This window comes from Streptomyces sp. NBC_00178 (genome assembly GCF_036206005.1).
Taxonomy (GTDB): Bacteria; Actinomycetota; Actinomycetes; order Streptomycetales; family Streptomycetaceae; genus Streptomyces.
This window is the reverse complement of record NZ_CP108143.1, coordinates 3973086-3992500: the sequence shown is the minus strand read 5'-3', so window position 1 is coordinate 3992500 and position 19415 is coordinate 3973086. Positions and strand designations below refer to the sequence as shown.

At 74.4% G+C, this 19415-nt stretch carries 11 protein-coding genes (1 of these 11 only partly in view); 6 read left to right on the top strand and 5 right to left on the bottom strand.

Annotation, left to right across the window (positions count from 1 at the left end):
• A protein-coding gene (locus tag OHT61_RS17295) for a MarR family winged helix-turn-helix transcriptional regulator (protein WP_329039445.1) crosses the window boundary here: on the bottom strand, positions 1-141 show its 5' portion. 417 nt of this gene lie to the left of the window's left edge; the window shows 141 of its 558 coding nt (coding positions 1-141); its start codon is at positions 139-141; its stop codon lies off the left edge, out of view.
• Positions 142-283: 142 nt separating this feature from the next.
• Here OHT61_RS17295 and OHT61_RS17290 point away from each other — a divergent pair, with 142 nt between their 5' ends.
• Entirely contained in the window at positions 284-1582 is a 1299-nt protein-coding gene (locus OHT61_RS17290) for an MFS transporter (protein WP_329043297.1), read from the top strand.
• Positions 1583-1589: 7 nt separating this feature from the next.
• On the opposite strand, the gene OHT61_RS17285 is transcribed toward OHT61_RS17290, so the two are convergent.
• Both OHT61_RS17285 and OHT61_RS17280 read right to left on the bottom strand, forming a co-directional pair.
• Positions 1590-3251, bottom strand: a complete 1662-nt coding sequence (locus OHT61_RS17285; RefSeq protein ID WP_329039443.1) for an ATP-binding SpoIIE family protein phosphatase — start codon at positions 3249-3251, stop codon at positions 1590-1592.
• A gap of 353 nt (positions 3252-3604) precedes the next feature.
• Positions 3605-5038, bottom strand: coding sequence for an NAD(P)/FAD-dependent oxidoreductase (locus OHT61_RS17280; protein WP_329039441.1), 1434 nt, complete (start codon positions 5036-5038; stop codon positions 3605-3607).
• Positions 5039-5375: 337 nt separating this feature from the next.
• Here OHT61_RS17280 and OHT61_RS17275 point away from each other — a divergent pair, with 337 nt between their 5' ends.
• Positions 5376-6179, top strand: a complete 804-nt coding sequence (locus OHT61_RS17275; protein WP_329039440.1) for a TetR/AcrR family transcriptional regulator — start codon at positions 5376-5378, stop codon at positions 6177-6179.
• A gap of 702 nt (positions 6180-6881) precedes the next feature.
• On the top strand, positions 6882-8909 hold the full coding sequence (locus tag OHT61_RS17270) for a sigma-70 family RNA polymerase sigma factor (protein WP_329039438.1): 2028 nt from the start codon (positions 6882-6884) through the stop codon (positions 8907-8909).
• On the opposite strand, the gene OHT61_RS17265 is transcribed toward OHT61_RS17270, so the two are convergent.
• Together OHT61_RS17265 and OHT61_RS17260 are read right to left on the bottom strand one after the other, a co-directional pair.
• A complete protein-coding gene (locus OHT61_RS17265) occupies positions 8896-12360 on the bottom strand; it encodes an ATP-binding protein (RefSeq protein WP_329039435.1) in 3465 nt (1154 codons plus the stop codon). The two genes, OHT61_RS17270 and OHT61_RS17265, sit on opposite strands and share 14 nt — an antisense overlap.
• 200 nt (positions 12361-12560) lie before the next feature.
• On the bottom strand, positions 12561-14672 hold the full coding sequence (locus tag OHT61_RS17260; protein ID WP_329039433.1) for an asparagine synthase-related protein: 2112 nt from the start codon (positions 14670-14672) through the stop codon (positions 12561-12563).
• Between the two features lie 941 nt (positions 14673-15613).
• Here OHT61_RS17260 and OHT61_RS17255 point away from each other — a divergent pair.
• The 3 genes from OHT61_RS17255 (at position 15614) to trmB (ending at position 19371) form a co-directional block, all read left to right on the top strand.
• Complete coding sequence (locus OHT61_RS17255; protein WP_329039430.1) at positions 15614-17113, top strand: sporulation protein; 1500 nt, start codon at positions 15614-15616, stop codon at positions 17111-17113.
• 124 nt (positions 17114-17237) lie between these two features.
• Positions 17238-18494, top strand: coding sequence for an L-2-hydroxyglutarate oxidase (gene lhgO, locus OHT61_RS17250; RefSeq protein ID WP_329039429.1), 1257 nt, complete (start codon positions 17238-17240; stop codon positions 18492-18494).
• Entirely contained in the window at positions 18487-19371 is an 885-nt protein-coding gene (gene trmB, locus OHT61_RS17245; RefSeq protein WP_329039428.1) for a tRNA (guanosine(46)-N7)-methyltransferase TrmB, read from the top strand. The genes lhgO and trmB overlap by 8 nt, the downstream gene beginning before the upstream one ends.
• Positions 19372-19415: the final 44 nt, after the last annotated feature.

Below are 19415 nucleotides of genomic sequence, written 5' to 3'. Positions count from 1 at the left end.
CATCCGACGGTTCAGCCGGCCCAGTGCCGACACGATCTGTTCGACCTGGGGGTCGAGGTCCCGGAACTCTCGCTGGTAGGCCGCGATCTGCTCGTCGAGGCTCGGCTCCTGGAGCTCGGGCTGCTCGGTGGTCTCAGACATGGCGGGCAGTATCGCACGCTCTCCGCTCCCATCGAAGTCCTTCGAGCTGTAGAGTTCACTATCTAATTTTAGTGCTAAAGTCTATGAGGTTGTGTTCTTCAAAGTTCTTCGACTGTTGGGGTAGGTGAGTGTGACCAGGGAGATGGGTGCAGCGCTGCGGCGGATCCAGCTGGGCAGCGCGCTGAGCGCGTTCGGCCTCGGGTTCACCGTCCCGTATCTGTACGTCTACGTGGCGCAGGTGCGGGATCTTGGTGCCGGTACGGCTGGTGTCGTACTGGCTGTCTTCGCCATGGCAGCGCTGGCCGTACTGCCGTTCACCGGTCGTGCCATCGACCGGCGCGGGCCCCTGCCCGTGCTGATCGTCGCCGCCGGTGCGTCCGCCGTGGGTGCCGCCGCGCTCGGGGTCTCCGGCAGCGTGTGGTCCGCAGTGCTGTCCGCCGCGCTTCTGGGCGCCGGCACCGCGGTCATACAGCCGGCGCTCTCGACGATGCTGGTGTGGTGCTCGAGCACCTCCACCCGCACCCGCGCCTTCGCCATGCAGTTCTTCCTGCAGAACCTCGGCCTCGGCATCGGGGGCCTGCTCGGCGGACAGCTGGTGGACGTGCAGAGTCCGTCGAGCTTCACCGTGCTGTTCCTCATCGAGGCGGCGATGTTCGTCGTCCTCGGCGTGATCGCGTCCACCGTGCGCATGCCCCGGGCCCCGTCCATCACCGACGCGGTGCCCGTCGGCGGCTCCGCACCCAAGGCCGGGCTGCGTGTACTGCTCTCCCACCGGGCCATGCTGCAGCTGTGCGTCCTGGGCTTCGTGATCTTCTTCGCCTGCTACGGACAGTTCGAGTCGGGACTCGCGGCCTACAGCACGGAGGCGGCGGGGATCAAGCCGTCCACCCTGGGTCTGGCGCTGGCGGCCAACACCGCCGTCATCGTCGTCGCGCAGTTCGTCGTGCTCCGCCTCGTGGAGCGGCGGCGGCGCAGCCGGGTCATCGCGGGCGTCGGCCTGATCTGGGCCTTCGCCTGGATCGTGGCGGGTTACGCGGGCCTCGGGCACGGCAGTCAGACGATCGCGACGGCCGCGATGATCTCGACGTACGCCCTGTTCGGGCTCGGGGAGTCGATGCTGTCGCCGACCGTCGCCCCGCTCGTCGCCGATCTGGCCCCCGAGTCCATGGTCGGTCAGTACAACTCGGCGTTCGCCCTGGTCAAGCAGCTGGCCCTCGCGGTCGGGCCGGCCGTGGGCGGGCCTTTGGCGGCGTCGCTGCACGGGCCGTACATCGTGACCTTCGTGCTGTTCTCGCTGGGCATCACCGTGCTGGCCCTCAAGCTGGGCCGTCGGCTCACCCCTGTACAGGACAATCCGTCGCTCGCGGCGCAGCCTTCGCGGGTGGTCGCCGTGTCGATCCCCGAGGGCGAGGCCGCCACAGCCGCAGCCGCCGTGCGCTGAGGCGGGCTCAGCCGGGAAGCGCGAATTCGCACCACACGGCCTTGCCGCCCCCGGGGGTGCGCCGGCTGCCCCATGACGAGGCGATGGTCGCGATGATGGAGATGCCGCGCCCCGCCTCGTCGGCGGGCTCGGCCCGGCGACGGCGCGGCAGGTGGTCGTCCCCGTCCGTCACCTCGATGATCAGGCGGCGGTCGGTGCGGCGCAGGCCGAGCCGCATGGGCGGGGTGCCGTGCTGGAGGGAGTTCGCCACGAGCTCGCTGGCGGCGAGCACGCCCAGGTCGCACAGCTCGACGGGGAACCGCCAGGAGGCCAGGACCCCGCCGGCGAAGGCGCGCGCCCTCGGTGCCGCTTCGATGCCGCCGAGGAGTTCGAGCGAGGCGTTGTGGAAGAGCTCGGCGCTCGTCCCCGTACGGGCCGGGTGCTGGACGACGAGCACCGCCACGTCGTCGTCGTGCTCCGCCGTCACCCCCAGGGCGCGGATCAACCGGTCGCAGACCACCTGGGGCGCCCCCTTGGCGCCGGCCAGGGCGCGCTCCAGGGAGGCCACTCCTTCGTCGATGTCCTCGCTGCGGCGTTCGACCAGGCCGTCCGTGTAGAGCACCGCGGTGGAACCCGGCGGCAGCGCGATCGTCCCCGAGGTGTGGACCCAGCCGCCCGTGCCCAGCGGCGGCCCGGTGGGGTCCTCCGCGCGGTGGACCGTGCCGTCCTCGTCGCACACGAGGATGGGCAGGTGCCCCGCCGAGGCGTAGACGAGGTGCCCCTCGTTGGGGTCGTGCACGGCGTAGACGCAGGTGGCGATCTGGTTCGCGTCGATCTCGGCGGCGATGACGTCGAGCAGCTGAAGGATCTCGTGCGGCGGCAGGTCGAGGCGGGCGTAGGCACGGACCGCGGTGCGCAGCTGCCCCATGACGGCCGCGGCGCGCACCCCGCGCCCCATCACGTCACCGATGACGAGGGCGGTGCGCCCGGCGCCGAGGGTGATGACGTCGTACCAGTCGCCGCCGACCGCCGCGTCGGTGCCGCCCGGCTGGTAGGTGGCCGCGATCCGCAGGTCGTCCGGCTGTTCGAGGTCCTGCGGCAGCAGGGAGCGCTGGAGGGTGACGGCCGTCTCGCGGTGGCGGCGCTCGCTGGAGCGCAGCCGTTGCGCCGCTTCGGCGTGGTCGGTGACGTCGGTGGCGTAGACGAGGACGCCGGGCTCCCCGTCCGGGTCGCCCGCGGCCACGGGCGTGCAGGTGACGGTGTACGAGTTGCCGGCCAGGACCTTGCGCGACTTGACCGTGCGGGAGGTGCCGCTGCGCAGGACCTGGTCCAGCAGCGGCAGCAGACTCAGTTCGGCGAGCTCCGGCATGGCCTCGGCCGCGGGTGTCCCGCACGGCCGGGGCCCGAAGGCGGTCGTGTAGGCCTCGTTGACGTAGGTGATGCGGTGGTCGGGGCCGTGGAGCAGCGCGACGGGGGCGGGCAGGCGGCCCAGCAGGGCACCGGCCGACAGTGCCTCCAGCGAGGGGCCCGGGGCGGGGCCGTCGGATTCCGGGACGGCTTCCGCGGGTGCGTCCGCGGGTGCCTGCCGCACGGACTCCGCGCGGGCGGCAGGTACGGAACTGCGGTCGTCCCGCGCGGCGGCTCGACGCTGCGTTCCGGGGAAGCGGGCGCTCCAGCGCGTGAAGTTCACGGAATCTCTGGCCTCGTGTGTCGGTCTGGTCCGCTCGGGCGAGCTGCTTCGTCTGCTGTTCCCGCACCGTCGCCCCGCACGCGGGTCGTGCCGGGTGGAGGTGCGGGGGCGGGGCTCCCGGGAAATCGCGGCCGGGCTCTTCGTGCTGTGGGTCGTCGCTGCCGGTCACTGTAGGTGACTACCGGGCGGGTCACTCTGCGCAGGTGCGGGCCCACCTATGGTCACACGTCCAGTGTGACCGACCGTACTGTCAGTTGCGGTACGGCAAGGGGTGCGGTCGCTGCCGCAGAAGATCCGGCCGCCCGGCCGGGGCCGGTCCCCGGGCAGGCCGGCGATGGCCGCGTCTTCGTGGCTCAGCCGGAGTCGCGAGGGGGCTCCTCGTCCTTCGGCGGGGATGCCTCGGTGGGCTCCGGGGGCGTGTGTCCGCCTGCGGCCAGGGCGAACTCCGCGCGCGGGTGTTCGAGCGAACCGAGGGAGACGATCTCGCGTTTGAACAGCCCGGCCAGGGTCCACTCCGCGAGGACCCGCGCCTTCCGGTTGAAGGTCGGTACACGGCTGAGGTGGTAGGCGCGGTGCATCAGCCAGGCCGGATAGCCCTTGAGCTTGCGGCCGTACACGTGCGCGACGCCCTTGTGCAGGCCGAGCGAGGCGACGGACCCGGCGTAGGAGTGCCGGTAGTCCTCGGTGGGCCGGCCCGCGAGCGTGGCGAGGATGTTGTCCGAGAGGACCTTGGCCTGGCGTACGGCGTGCTGCGCGTTCGGCGCGGTCTCCGTGCCCGGTTCGGCCGAGGTGAGGTCGGGCACGGCGGCGGCGTCGCCGGCCGCCCAGGCGTGCGGGGCCCCGTCGACGGCGAGCGCGGCGGTGCAGCGGATCCGGCCGCGCTCGGTGAGGGGCAGGTCGGTGGCCGCGAGGAGCGGGGCGGGTTTGACGCCGGCGGTCCACACCAGGGTGCGGGTGGGGAAGCGCGACCCGTCACTGAGCACGGCGACCCGGCCCTCGCAGCTGTCCAGACGGGTTTCTAGCCGTACGTCGATGTTGCGGCCCCGGAGTTCCCGGACGGCGTACTTGCCCATCGCCTCGCCGACCTCCGGCAGGATGCGCCCCGTCGCCTCGACGAGGACCCACCGCAGGTCGGCGGGCTTGATGTTGTGGTAGTACCGCGAGGTGTAGCGGGCCATGTCCTCCAGTTCGCCGAGCGCCTCGACTCCGGCGTAGCCGCCGCCCACGAAGACGAAGGTGAGGGCGGCGTCACGGACGGCGGGGTCCCTGGTGGCCGAGGCGATGTCCATCTGTTCGATGACGTGGTTGCGCAGACCGATGGCTTCCTCGACGGTCTTGAAGCCGATGCCGAAGTCGGCGAGACCCGGAATCGGCAGGGTCCGCGAGACGGACCCGGGAGCGATGACGATCTCGTCGTACGGGATCTCGACCGCACCCGTGCCGTCGTCCGCCGTGGCGAGCGTCGTCACCGTCGCGGTGCGCTTGGCGTGATCGACCCGCTCCGCCTCACCGATGACGATGGTGCAGTCCTTGAGGACCCTGCGCAGCGGCACGACGACGTGGCGGGGGGAGATCGATCCGGCGGCGGCCTCGGGCAGGAACGGCTGATAGGTCATGTAGGGCTCGGGCGTGACCACCACGATCTCGGCCTCACCGCTCTTGAGTCTCCGCCGCAGCTTCCGCTGGAGACGCAGTGCGGTGTACATCCCGACGTAGCCGCCGCCGACGACGAGAATGCGCACACTTGGCCGGGTGCCGGGGGACGTGCCCCGGGAATCTGGTGCCATCACCTTCCCATGACGCAACGGAGTCCGGAGTTTGTCCACAGGCCCGGCAAATTGTGTGACCGGAGCTCGTCGATCAAGGCGCAGGGGACTGACGCCTCTTGATCGCGCAGCTTCCCAGGTCAGGCGGGACGGGCGGGCAGACCCGCAGGGGGCGAATCGGGGCCCAACCGGTCCTTGCTCCGATCGGGGGGCGCTCCGTGCGGAACTACCCCCTTCTGAATTGACCCGGGCTCAACTATGTTCGTACCCCGTCGGGGTGTCGGAATCGGACAGAGGTCCACACCCGGCGGACAGGGCGGGAAGTCTCCGGGGGGAGACGTCATAACCGGGGGAAGTTATGCACATTCAGGATTTGCATGGGCAGAGTGCTGTCGGCTCCACCGCAGAGGGTCATGGGCGGCTGAGTCCGGTGGCTGCGGTCGGCGTGGTCGGGACGGCGGCGATCGCCCCCCGTTCGGCACCGCTCCGCGTGGACGCACAGCGCAATCTCGAACACGTCCTGCGCGCCGCGCGTGAGGTGTTCGGCGAACTGGGTTACGGCGCGCCGATGGAGGACGTGGCCCGCCGCGCCCGGGTCGGCGTGGGCACGGTCTACCGGCGTTTCCCGAGCAAGGACGTGCTCGTGCGCCGGATAGCCCAGGAGGAGACGGCCCGGCTCACCGATCAGGCGCGGTCCGCCCTCGGGCAGGAGGAAGAGCCGTGGTCGGCGCTCTCCCGTTTCCTGCGGACCTCCGTGGCGTCGGGGGCCGGGCGGCTGCTGCCGCCCCAGGTGCTCCGGGTCGGCGCTGAGCCCGACGACCCTGCGGCGATACCGGGTCAGGCTGCGGCGGACGGCGACACACGCGTCCCGCACCAGCGCCAGATGACGGGCCAGCCCGGCCTCCGGGTGGTCGAGCAGCACACGGCGGCCGAGGATTCCCTCGACGACGACCCGGGGGTGGCGGAGCTGCTCGACGTCGTGGGGAGCCTGGTGAACCGGGCTCGCGAGTCGGGAGAGCTGCGCGGCGATGTGACGGTGGCCGATGTGCTGCTGGTCATCGCCACGGCGGCGCCCGCACTGCCGGACCCCGCTCACCAGGCCGCCGCATCGGCCAGGCTGCTGGACATCCTGCTGGAGGGGCTCCGCTCCCGCCCCGCGTAACCGCGGGCGACGGACGCGCACGCACCGGCCGGTGGGAGCCCGCTCCCACCGGCCGGACGCCGTCAGGGGCCCCGCCCGAGGGCGGGGGACCCTGGCCGCGGCGACCGGGGGCGTATCCGGAAGCGTGAGACCGGCGACCTGTCCGGAGGCGGGGGCCTCTCCGGGGCCAGGAACCTGTCCGGAGGCTGGTCGGCGCACACGAGCGCCGTGCCACGCCGGGTCCCTCGCGGTCCTGCACTCCCGCGCGGGCGGCTGGAGGCCCGCGGGGAGCCGCTCCCGCGTTCGGACGGAACCAGCGGAACCGTGGGCGCACGGGCGGAGCCGGTTGCGGGCGAAGCCGTCGGAGGTTGGGCTCGCGTACCGGAACCCTCGGCCGCCCAGGCTTGCGTACCGCCGGAACCCTCGCCCGCCCAGGCTTGCGTACCGCCGGAAGCTCGGTCGCCCAGGCTTGCGTGCAGCCGGAATCCTCGCCCGCTCGACTCGCGTACCGCTGGAACCACCGGCGGCCGGGCTCGCTGTGACCGGACGTCAGTGCGGTCTGGAGGGCCTCCCTCCTTCCCCGTAGGAGTGATGTCACGCCCCCCGCAGGGGTGAAGACACCCCGGATGAGTGGTTGCCCCTGCTCAGGCTCCTTCGCGGCGTGGCGCTGTGGCACTCTGGCCCCGGTATTTCGCGTCCGAGGGTGCATACGGGGGCTTCGCGATGAGCGGTGACGCGCAGCAGGAAGAGCCGGCCGACGGTGGCGCCGTGGTGGGCGGGGGCGGCGTGACGGGCACCGACGGTTCCGCGCCCGGTCACATGCCGAGCCGGCCACAGCAGCCCGCCCCCCGTCGCCGTTCCGGGGACTCAGCCGAGGGCGGCACGGTGCTCCCCGGTCCCTGGTCGCCCGCCGAGGAGGCCGGGCCACCGGATTCCGGAACCGGAAGTACCCCTTCGTACGCGGTCCCTCTGCAGCGCGAGGGCCGAGCGGGCTCCGCCGATCTCGGCCCGTCCGACGCCCAGTTGATCCAGGGCATGCGTGCGGGGGACGACCCGGCGTACGAGGAGCTGTTCCGGCGGCACTCGGGAGCGGTGCGCCGCTACGCCCGCACGTGCTGCCGGGACGCCCACACAGCGGACGACCTGACGGCCGAGGTGTTCGCCAGGACCCTGCAGGCGGTGCGTGGCGGCAAGGGCCCGCAGGAGGCCGTCCGGGCCTACCTCATGACCTCGGTCCGGCATGTGGCCGCCGCCTGGACGAAGAGCGCGAAGCGCGAGCACCTGGTCGACGACTTCGCCGTGTTCGCCGCCCGGGCCACCCGTTCCAGCGAACTGTCCGAGGCCGACACCCTCGACCTCGGGGCGGACGTGCTGGCCATGCACGAGGCCGACAGGTCGATGGCCATGCAGGCGTTCCGCAGCCTGCCGGAGCGCTGGCAGGCGGTGCTGTGGCACACCACGGTGGAGGAGGAGTCGCCGAGCGAGGTCGCCCCGCTGTTCGGCCTGACGGCCAACGCCACGGCGGTCCTGGCCGTACGGGCCCGCGAAGGGCTCAGGCAGGCCTATCTCCAGGCCCATGTGAGTCAGTCGCTGACGGCCGGCGGTGACTGCGCGCAGTACGCCGACCGGCTCGGCGCCCACGCCCGCGGCGGACTGCGGACCCGTGCCGAGCGCGGCCTGCGCAAGCACCTGGACGAGTGCGCCAGGTGCCGGGTCGCCGCGGGTGAGCTCGACCGTGTGAACGCCGGGATTCCGGCGCTGCTCCCGGTCGCGGTCATCGGATGGTTCGCCGCGGGCTACGCGGTCAAGGCGGCGGGCATCGCCGCCGGCGGAGCGGTGGGGGCGGCAGGTGCCGGAGCGGCCGCCGCGGCCACGGGCAGCGCGTCGTCGGGCGGCGGAGCGGCGGGCGGAGCCGCAGTGTCGGAAGGGCTCGGCGCCCCGGTGAAGGCCGGGATCGCCGCCGCGGTGGCCGTGGCGGCCGCCACCGGGCTGGTGTGGGCCCTGTCCGGCGACGACCGGGCGCCGGAGGAACGTCCGGTGGCGAAGCCGCCGGCCGCGGCACCCGCTGCGCCGGTGCCCGCTCCCCCGCCGCGGCAGGAGCCCGAGCCGGACCCGGCACCGCCGCCGTCCAGGCCGGCCCCTCCGGCACCCGAGCCGCCGCCCGCCCCCGAGCCGCGGCCGGCACCGTCCCGGTCATCCGCTCCGGCCCCGACGCCGACCCCTGCGAAGCCCACCCCCGCGCCGCCCACCCCCGCGCCGCCCGCGCCCGCCCCGCCGGAGCCCGTGCCGCCGGAGCCGGTGCCGCCCGCGCCGGAGGTCTACCAGGTGAACCGCCTGGCGTACTCCGTCGCCGGGGACCACACGGAGCCCGAGATCGTGCTCCGCCGGAGCACCGGGGTGTTCTGGCAGCGCGACGGGCTGTCGATCGCCTCCAAGTCCTACGCGCACGGTGTGACCGCTCCCTCCCTCTCGTCGGTCACCGTGCAGCTCAACCGGGCGTGCACCCGTTACGAGGCGACGGTGGGGGTCGACGACCTGACCCTCGGTCTCGGCGCGGTGCGGTTCTCCGTGTACGACGGTGCGGGGGCGCGGCTGTGGCGGTCCCCGGTGATGCGGGGAGGTGACCCCGCGGTCCCGGCGCGTGTCGGAATCCAGGGGCGGGAGAGCATCCGGCTCGTCGTGGAGCCCTCAGGGGCCCTCGGCGGGGTGGCGCTCGCCGACTGGGCGGAGTCGCGGATCAGCTGCCGCTGACCGGTGGCGTCCCGGACCGGTCCCGGTCGGTCCCGTCGGCGGCCTCGACGGTGCCGGTCCCCTCGGCCTCGACGGTGCCGGTCCCGTCAACGTCGTCCGTGGGCAGCGCGACGGCGTCGGTGGGCAGTGCGCCGTCATCCGTGAGCCGGGCGCCGTCGTCCGTGGGCAGCGCGCCGTCATCCGTGAGCCGGACGACGGCGTCCGTGAGCAGCGCGATGACGTCCCTCGGCGTCAGCCCCTGCCCCTCGGCGCGCGCCTCGTCGTACGCCTGCTCGCCCAGCCGTTCGCGCAGGGCCGCCAGTACGGCCGTGACCTCGGCCTCCTCCACCGCGGACCGGGGCCCGTACGCCCGCCAGGTGTCGGAGGCCGCGAGGAGGCGGACCGCGATGGCGTGCCGGCCGACCTTCGGCAGGATGCTTCCGGCCGCCTCCGCCAGATGGGCGGTGACCACCTCCGCGCATTCGGAGTCCACGGCGAGCCGGAGCGCGTCGGTGATCCCGCGCAGCCCGGCTTCGGGGCCGGCCCCCGGCTCGAACACGCTGATGCGGGCGGAGAGCCCGAGGACCGCCGCCTCGAACTGCGGGGGCGGATTGCCGTACGACTCGCCGCAGTTCACGGATTCGATGTGGCGCCGGGCCTCGGCGGCCCGGCCCGCCGTGAGGGCGATCGAGGCGCGCAGGAAGCCGATGTAGGCCCGGGCGTCCAGGACCTGTCGGCGTTCGGCCTCGGCCTCCGCCTCGTCCAGGCCCTTCCCGGCGGCGTCGAGGTCACCGGTCCGGTAGGAGAGTTCGGCCAGGCGCCCCAGCAGGAAAGGTGTCTCGGCGTGGGCACCGACCTCCCGGGCGAGCTGCAATGCCTCCTCGTAGTCCGCCCGCGCCTCGTCGTACCTCCCCCGCATCATGTCCGCCTCGGCTGCGGCGCTCGCGACCTGGGCGCGCAGGTAGCGATCGCCGTTACGGCGGCTGAGGGCGCGCAGCTCGGCGAGGTCCCCGTCGATGCCGTTCATGCCGAGGGGGGTGTCGACGAGCATGTGGGTGCGGAACATCAGCGTGACGCCGTACTCCCAGTCACCGCCGTACGCCCGGGTGTTGGCGACGGCGGCGTCGAAGTGGGCGTGGACGCGGGGTGTGTACTCGCGCCGCATGTACAGGGTCATCGGCCATAGCAGTCCGGGGAACCGGGCGGCCTCCGGGCCGCAGGCGCCGAAAACCTCGGTCACCCTGCCGATCAGGGTGAGGAGTTCCTCGTCCTCGTTGATGCTGTCGGTCGGCCGGTTCTCCATGGCGAGGAGGAACCGCAGCATGTGCAGGTGCATCCGCGGCCAGTAGCGGGGATCGGTCTCGTCGGACGGGTCCTCGCCGAGCGCCGAGGTGCGTTCGGTCCAGGTCGTGCCCTCGATACGGAAATTGCGCAGCCACCAGAACCACCCCATGGCGAGCACCAGGCGCACCGCCACCGGCTCGCAGGGGTGGGCCACGACCGTGCGGTGGAGGACGGCGCGGATGTTGTCGAGGTCCGCCTCCAGGCGTTCGATCCAGGGGAGCTGGCCTTCGGAGCGCAGGCGGCCGTCGGCCTTCTCGGCCAGCGCGAGGAAGTACGCCGTGTGGGCACGGGCCGCGGCGTCGCGGACGCCGGGGGTCTCGGCGACGCGTTCGGCGGCGTACTCGTGGATCGTCTCCAGCAGGCGGTAGCGCATGCCGCCGCCGGTGGGGGTGGCGACGACGAGTGACTTGTCGACCAGTGCGCCCAGCAGGGCGGCGGCGTCGGGGCCGGTCACCGCTTCGGCCGCCGCCAGGTCCCATCCGCCCGCGAAGACGGACACCTGCCGCAGCACGGTCCGCTCGTCCGGGGACAGCAGGTCCCAGGACCAGTCGACGACCGCTCGCAGCGTCTGCTGCCGCGGCAGCACGGTGCGGCTGCCGCTGGTGAGCAGCCGGAAGCGGTCGTCGAGGCGGTCGGCGATCTGGCGCGGGGTGAGCAGCCGGAGGCGGGCGGCGGCGAGTTCGATGGCCAGGGGGAGTCCGTCGAGTCTGCGGCAGATCTCCGCCACGGCTCCCGTGTCACCGCCCTCCCCGGTGTCCGGGGCGAAGTCCGGCCGCACGGCGCGGGCGCGCTCGGCGAAGAGCCGGTGGGCGGGGTCGGGTGGCAGCGGGCCGACCGGGCGGACCATCTCCCCCGGCACGCCCAGCGGCTCGCGGCTGGTGGCGAGGACGCGCAGTCCGGGGCAGCGGGTGAGGAGCGTCTCGGCGAGGGCGGCGGCGGCGTCGACGACGTGTTCGCAGTTGTCGAGCACGAGCAGGAAGGGGCGGTGACGTGACCGGTGGGACAGGTGCTCGACCAGTCGCTCGGTGGGGTCCTGCGGCACGGCGGGCCCCTCGCGGGAGCCGCCCTGCAGCAGGGCCGTCTCGCGCAGTCCGAGGGCGGAGAGGACGGCGCCGGGGACCGCCGAGGGGTCGTCGAGCGGGGCGAGTTCGGCGATCCAGGCGCCCTGCCCGGCCGCGGACTCCTCGGCGAGCCTGGTCTTGCCGGAACCACCGGGGCCCGTGAGGGTGACCAGCCGGGAGCGGGACAGGTCGGAGCGGATGAGGCGGAGTTCGGGCTCGCGGCCGACGAAGGACGTGAGCCGGGGCCGGATGTTTCCCTCCTCCGCACCAAGATCGCCTGGACCCGGATCATCGGGTACCCGCGGAGCGCCGGGAACCCGGGGAGCGGCAGAGCCCCGCCCGGACGGCCCGCCGGTGTCGAGGAGCTCCCGGTGGAGCGCGCTGAGTTCCGGCCCCGGATCGGTACCGAGACCGTCCGCGAGAACCCTGCGCGCCTCCTCGTACGCGACGAGCGCGTCGGCCTGCCGGCCCTCGGCGCGCAGCCCCCGGAGCAGTTGCGCGCGCAGCCGCTCGTCGTACGGGTGGGCGGCCGTCAGCTCTCTCAGCTCGGGGACGAGGCCCGCCGTGGCGCCGCGGACGAGGTCGGCCTCGATGCGCTGCTGGAGCGCGGTGAGCCGGTGGGCCTCCGCCCTGCGCCCGGACTCGTCCCCGGGGAGATCGGCGAGGGCGGGGCCCCGCCACAGGGCGAGCGCGTCGCGCAGGGTGCCTGCGGCTGCCCCGGGTCTGCCGGAGGCGAGCTCCGCGGAGCCCTGCCGGACGAGCCGCTCGAAGACGTGGAGGTCGACGTCGTCCGGGCCCGCTTCCAGCCGGTAGCCGCCGGGGGCTGCCGTCACCGCCTCCCTGCCGAGGGCGCGGCGCAGCCGTCCGACGAGTGCTTGGAGGGCGGCGGGCGCGTCCTGCGGCGGCGCGTCCGCCCACACGTCGTCGATGAGCGCGGCGACGGACGCGGGACGCCCGGCCCGCACCGCGAGCGCCGCGAGCAGGGCGCGCAGCCGCGCGCCGCCGACGGGCAGCGCTCCGCCGTGCTCGTCTCGCGCCTCGGTGACGCCCAGGATCAGGTACCGCACCGGCCCATTGTGTCCCGGCCGCCGTCCGCGCGTTCATCAATACGGCGGGCACCGGCACAGCGGGCACCACGACCGCGGGCACCGGCACAGCAGGCACCGACGCCCACCGATAACGGCAGGCACCGGCACCGAGGGGACAGCGCAGCGGGGCGACCGCCGCCCCGTCCCGTCCGTCCCGGGCGCCCCTGGGCGCCGGCGCTTCAGGCCTGCAGCGTCCGGCGCGCCGGGACCACACCGCCGGCCACCGCTCGCTGGCGCGGTGCCGCCGTGCCCGTCCAGCAGGTGCCCCGGCGCGTGACCAGGCGGCGCAGCCACAGCTCCGTGGACGCCAGCTCGGCCAGGCCGTCCAGTGGGAGGGGCTCGCCTTCGGACGCGGCGCGCAGGGCCTTGCGTACGACGCGCGCCTCGATCAGGCCCGCTTCGGCGAGCAGGGGCGCGTCGAAGAGGGCGATCAGGTCGGGCAGGGCGGCGCGCAGACCGAGCCGGCCCGCCGCGGTCGAGGTGGCCTGGGACGGGGTGCCCCATCCGGGCGGCAGGTCGTGGATACCGGCGCCCGCGAGCACCCGGCGCAGGATCGCGGCGCGCGCGCCCGGCTGGACCCGCAGTGACTCGGGGAGGGCGCGGGCGGCCCGTACGACCTGGTTGTCGAGGAACGGGGCGTGCAGCCGCTGGCTGCGGATCTCGGCGGCCTGCTCCAGGATCCGGTGACCGGCGGCGTACCGGGCGAGCGCCGCGCGGGCACGGGCCTCTCCAGGGCGCTGGACCGAAGCGGGCCGGTACGCCGCCTCCTGAAGGCGAACCGATACTTCCGCGAGTGCCTCACCCGTGAGCCAGCGCGCTGCGGGACCCGGCCGCGACCAGGTGAGGGAGGCGAGCGAGGCGTCCGCCGGGGTGTCGAACCCGGAGACGTCGCGGTTGGCTTCGGGCAGCGCGGACGCGGCCGTCTCCAGGCCCGTGCGGTACGACGTCCGGGCCAGCCGGCGGGCGGCCCGGTAGACGGCCAGCGGGACGAACAGGGAGTGCGTGGAGGGCCCTTCGGCCCGGGCGAGCGCGGCGACGGGCCGCAGGATGTGGCGTCTGCGCCGGTCCATCAGCAGGTCGGCCAGCCGGGCGGGGTGCGCGTCCAGCACCTGCCGGGCGCCGTGGCCGACGAAGTGGTCCGCGCTGCCGGCCGCGAGCCGCCTCCGATGGCGTTCGGCGACGACGAGGGAGGGTGCGGGCTCGTCGGTGAGCGGCCCGCTCTCCAGCGAGGCGTAGGGCAGCGCCTCCTCACCCGCCGCGACGACCACGTGGTGCAGCCGCGGGTTGGCGGCGATGGCGCGGGCGCGCTCCATCTCGTCCTCGCGGCCCTGCGCGGAGAGGTCGTTGAAGGTGACGGCGAGGAGCCGTTCGCCCGCTCCCGTGCCGTGGCCCAGCAGGGTGCCGGGCAGGCCCGGCAGCCCCGCGGCGAGCAGCGCGAGGGTGGCGGAGCCGCTGCCGCCCGAGAGGTCGGAGCCGATGCCCGGGACGGGCGCGCCCCGCGCCGCGCGGCGTTCGGCGGGCCCCATCCCGGGAACGGGCCCGGGGTCGGGCGGCAGGGTCTCCGGGGCGTGGCGCGGGGCGGTCAGCCGGGCGCGCACGGCGTCGACCAGCGCGTCCCGCACGCCCTCCACGGCCCTCACCGGGTCGGTCTGCGGGGCGGCCACCGCGAGGGAGGCCACCGCCTCGTACCCGGTGATCTCGCGGGAACCCTCCCGCAGGATCAGGGCGTGCCCCGGGGGGATGCGTCTGACCCCCTCGTACGGTGTGCCGTCGCCCAGTGCCTCGGGGGTCTCGGGGCAGGCCAGCAGCGCCGCCAGGTGGCCGATGTCGAGCTGCGCCTCGATGAGGTCGGCCAGCGGGAGCGCCGCCGTGGCGTACGCGGTGCCGTTGGCCCATGGGGTGTGGAAGACGGGGCGGGCGCCGGCGAGGTCTCCGGCGACGGTGATGCGCCGGCCGACCTGCACGACGGCCGTGTAGCTCCCCGACCAGGCCGTGAGGTGGCGCAGTGCACCGCCGCGCGCGGCCAGGAGCCCCACCCGCAGTTGCTCGTCGGTCGCGCCGCAGCAGCCGAGCACGGCGAGCCGTGCGGTGGGCGCGCCCTCGGGGGTGGCGACGGTGATGACGCGGATCTCGTCGGGCCGCCAGTCGCCCACGGCCCACAGCGGATCCGGGTCGCCCCACAGGAGTTGGGAGCCGACCGGGTGGACGGTGCTGCCCTCCCCGTGGTGGCCGACCGCGCCCACCGTGCCGAAGCTCGCGGCGATACTGCTCCACCCCACCAACCAACGCATCGCCGCCTCCACAGGCTGTGGACGAACCGGCGTACCAGGACACGGGGAACGCCGTCGCGGGACATGCTGCCACGACAACGGCGCCCCGGAGGGGGTGCGGGCGGCGCACGGCGGATGTGCATGCGCCCCTGGCAAAGGCACGGCCGCGGCTCCCGGGACGGCGTCGCGACGGTGCGGGCCGCCGCGGAAGCCGCGGCTGCCGGTCCGCGAGGCGGGCCGCCGCATGGCCCGGGCCCGGAACCACCGGGATCCGGCCATAGTCGGGCCCGTCCCCGAAGGCCCTGTGCGACCGTTGCGAATCGGCCATTCTGCGAAGGCGGAGGAACCGCGCGTCTCCCTGCGCCCGACGCCCGGCGCACACCGCGCGCGGCGCACCCAGGGGCTTCCGGAACGCCGTCGGGCGGCCCTGCGGCCCGGCCCCGGGACGGCTCGCCCGGGCACGTGGACGTGCGGGCCGGCGCGTCCCCCCGCTGCGCCGCCCCGCACGTCCGCTCCCCCGAACCACCGTGCGGCGCACAGTCCGGGAGGTGTTCGTCACCTCCCGGACCGGTTCGCCGCCCGCGGGGATTGGGGCGGCGGATTCCCCCAGCCCGCCGAGTCCAGTTCAGCGGGCCGACCCACGCAGGACCCATCGAAGCGCTTGCGATTCGGCCGGGCGAGAGCGCACGGCCGGGCGCACGGCCACACACCAGGAGCACGGCTGCGACGCCCCCTGTCGCACGCACAACATTCCCGCCATACGGAGGTCTGCCCCTTAACGGTGGGGATGCGGCGAACTACGCTGGGTGTACCGATGTTCTCGACGGGGCGGCATATTCCACGGGGCCTGGCCACATGCGTGTGCGGCCGGAGTGACCGGGACCGCATCCGGGGAGGACACGTACGAATGCCGCGCGCCCGACCGGTGACGCGGCGGCCGTCTGTGTGTCGAGGGGTGACGCATGTCCAGGGAGCAACGCGGGCCGAACGAGAAGCTCGGCACGGTTCTCGCCCTCGCGGGAATCAGCAACGCCGGCCTCGCCCGGCGGGTCAACGACCTCGGAGCACAGCGCGGTCTGACACTTCGCTACGACAAGACCTCGGTGGCCCGCTGGGTCGCCAAGGGCATGGTGCCGCAGGGCGCCGCGCCCCACCTGATCGCGGCGGCGATAGGGGCCAAACTCGGCCGCCCCGTCCCGCTGCACGAGATCGGGCTGGCGGACGCCGATCCGGCGCCGGAGGTAGGTCTCGCCTTCCCCCGTGACGTGGGCGAGGCGGTGCGTTCGGCGACCGACCTCTACCGGCTGGATCTGGCGGGGCGCAGGGGCGGCGGAGGCATCTGGCAGTCACTGGCGGGTTCCTTCGCGGTGAGCGCCTACGCGACCCCCGCGTCCCGGTGGCTCATAACCCCCGCCGACCCGTCGGTGGCCCGCGACCCGTCCGCGGCCCAGGCCTCGGTGCTCGGCCCGGAGGGCGCGTCCGGGGCGCAGGGGGGCGGGGTCCCCATGCAGCCCGGACCGGACTCCGTGCCGGGCGTCTCACCGCTGCGCGTCGGCCACAGCGACGTCACCAAGCTGCGCGAGGCGGCCCAGGACGCGCGCCGGTGGGACTCCAAGTACGGCGGCGGCGACTGGCGTTCCTCCATGGTCCCGGAGTGCTTACGCGTCGACGCCGCACCGCTCCTCCTGGGCTCCTACAGCGACGAGGTGGGCCGGGCCCTCTTCGGCGCCTCGGCCGAACTGACCAGGCTCGCCGGATGGATGGCCTTCGACACCGGCCAGCAGGAAGCCGCCCAGCGCTACTACATCCAGGCGCTGCGCCTGGCCCGCGCCGCCGCCGACGTGCCCCTGGGCGGTTACGTCCTGGCGTCCATGTCCCTGCAGGCGACCTACCGGGGCTTCGCCGACGAGGGCGTCGACCTCGCGCAGGCCGCGGTCGAGCGCAACCGCGGTCTCGCCACCGCCCGGACCATGAGCTTCTTCCGGCTCGTCGAGGCGCGCGCCCATGCCAAGGCCGGCGACGCGCCCGCCGCCGGGGCCGCGCTCAGGGCGGCCGAGAGCTGGCTGGAGCGCTCCAGGACCGGGGACTCCGATCCGTCCTGGCTCGGCTTCTACTCCTACGACCGGTTCGCCGCCGACGCCGCCGAGTGCTACCGCGACCTCAAGGCACCCCGCCAGGTCCGCCGCTTCACCGAGCAGGCCCTGTCGCGGCCCACCGACGAGTTCGTCCGCTCGCACGGACTGCGCCTCGTCGTGTCGGCCGTCGCCGAACTCGAGTCGGGCAACCTCGACGCCGCCTGCGCGGCCGGCACCCGCGCGGTCGAGGTGGCCGGGCGGATCTCCTCGGCGCGCACCACGGAGTACGTGCGCGACCTCCTGCACCGCCTGGAGCCCTACGGGGACGAGCCGCGCGTGGCCGAGCTGCGCGAGAGGGCCCGTCCACTTCTCGTCACACCGGTGTGAGGGCGCACCGGGATCGTCCCGGTATGCCCGGCCCTGTGGCGCACCCGTGCGCCACGCCCCGGCCACCCCTGGTTTGAGCCCGTTGTCAGTGGGTCAGTGCACTATCGGGGTGGGAGGTGGCGTGATGATGACGCACGCGGCGTACGACTGCGATGTGCTGGTGATCGGTGGCGGAATCGTGGGTCTGTCGACCGCGTACGCGATCACGCGCACCGCGCCCGGCACCCGGGTCACGGTGCTGGAGAAGGAGTGGGGTCCCGCGCGCCATCAGACCGGGCGCAACAGCGGGGTGATCCACAGCGGCATCTACTACCCGCCGGGCTCGCTCAAGGCGCGTTACGCGGTGCGGGGCGCCGCCGAGCTGATCGACTTCTGCGCGGAGCACGGCATCCCGCACGCGGTGACGGGCAAGCTCATCGTGGCGACCGGCAGCGACGAGCTGCCCCGGCTGCACGCCCTCGTGCAGCGCGGCCGCGCGCACGGCCTGCCGGTCCGGGAGCTCGGACCCGCCCAGATCGCCGAGCACGAGCCGCGGGTGCGCGGCCTGGCGGCGATCCGGGTGGGCACGACGGGAATCTGCGACTTCACCGCCGTCGCCGTCCGGCTGGCCGCCGAGGCGGGCGCCGCGGGCGCACAGGTGAGGTACGGCGCGGAGGTCGTCGCCGTCGACCGGCGCTCCTGGGGCGTGGCGGTGCGCACGGCCGACGGCCAGGTGGTCAGGGCCCGCGTCCTCGTCAACTGCGCGGGGCTGCACAGCGACCGGATCGCCGCTCTCGCCGGTGACGACCCGGAGGCGCGCATCGTGCCCTTCCGCGGGGAGTACTACGAGCTGACCCGGCCCGAACTGGTGCGCGGACTCGTCTATCCGGTGCCCGACCCGGCGTTCCCCTTCCTCGGGGTGCACCTGACCCGGGGCGTCGACGGCACGGTCCACGTCGGGCCCAACGCGGTGCCCGCCCTGGCACGCGAGGGATACGGCCGCTCGGTCGTCCACCCGCGCGAGCTGGCCGCCACCCTGTCCTGGCCGGGCTCCTGGCGGATCGCCCGCAGGCACTGGCGGTACGGCGCGGGCGAGGTGCACAGGTCCCTCTCGAAGAGCGCGTTCACCCGGGCCGTCCAGCGGCTGCTGCCGGAGGTGACGGAGGGCGACCTGCGCCCGTCGCCGGCCGGGGTCAGGGCGCAGGCGGTCCTGCGGGACGGCACGCTCGTGGACGACTTCCTGATCCGGGACGCCCCGCACACGGTGCACGTGCTGAACGCGCCGTCGCCCGCGGCGACGGCCTCCCTTCCGATCGGGAGGGAGGTGGCGCGACGGGCTCTGCAGCGGGCTCGCGCGACGGGGTGGACGCCGCCCGCCGTAGAATCGGGTCATTGTGTCTGAGCCTGTGAACCCCACCCCAGAGACGCCCGGTCCCGCCCCGGAGACGCCCGGCGTCCCGCCGGAGGACGCCCCCGCCACCGCACCGGAGACCGACGCGGACACGGACGCCGCGGCGCGGCGTGCCGCCTCCTTCGAGCGTCAGCGGAGGCTGCGCCAGGAGCCCCGTTTTCCCGGCGGCCCCGCCGCCGACCCTGCGGGCTCGCACCACGAGCGCCGGATCCGCAGCTTCCAGCCGCGCCGCAGCCGGGTGACGACCGGCCAGGAGGAGGCCCTCCAGCGCCTGTGGCCCACCTGGGGCCTGGACATCGACGGCAGGAGCGTCATCGACCTCGCCACGCTGTTCGACGGCCTCCCGGTGGTCCTGGAGATCGGCTTCGGCATGGGTGAGGCCACGGCGCAGATGGCGGCCGACGACCCCACGACCGGAATCCTCGCCGTCGACGTGCACACCCCGGGGCAGGGCAATCTGCTCGGCCTCGCCGACCGGGCGGGGGTGTCCAACGTCCGGGTCGCCAACGGCGACGCGATCATCCTGCTCCGCGAGATGCTGGAGCCCGCCTCGCTGGACGGGCTCCGGGTGTACTTCCCCGACCCCTGGCCCAAGAAGCGGCACCACAAGCGGCGGCTGATCCAGCCGGAGTTCCTCGACCTGGTGGCGGTCTCCCTGAAGCCCGGGGCGCTCGTCCACTGCGCGACGGACTGGGAGCCCTACGCCGAGCAGATGCTGGACGTCCTGACGGCCCATCCACTGTACGAGAACACGCAGGCGGACGGCGGTTTCGCGCCCCGGCCCCCTTTCCGTCCGCTCACCCGCTTCGAGGGCCAGGGCCTGGACAAGGGGCATGTGGTCCACGACGTGCTGTTCACCCGTCACTGACCGGCCGGCGGCGGGCGTCCCGTCCGCCGCACCGTGGCACGGTG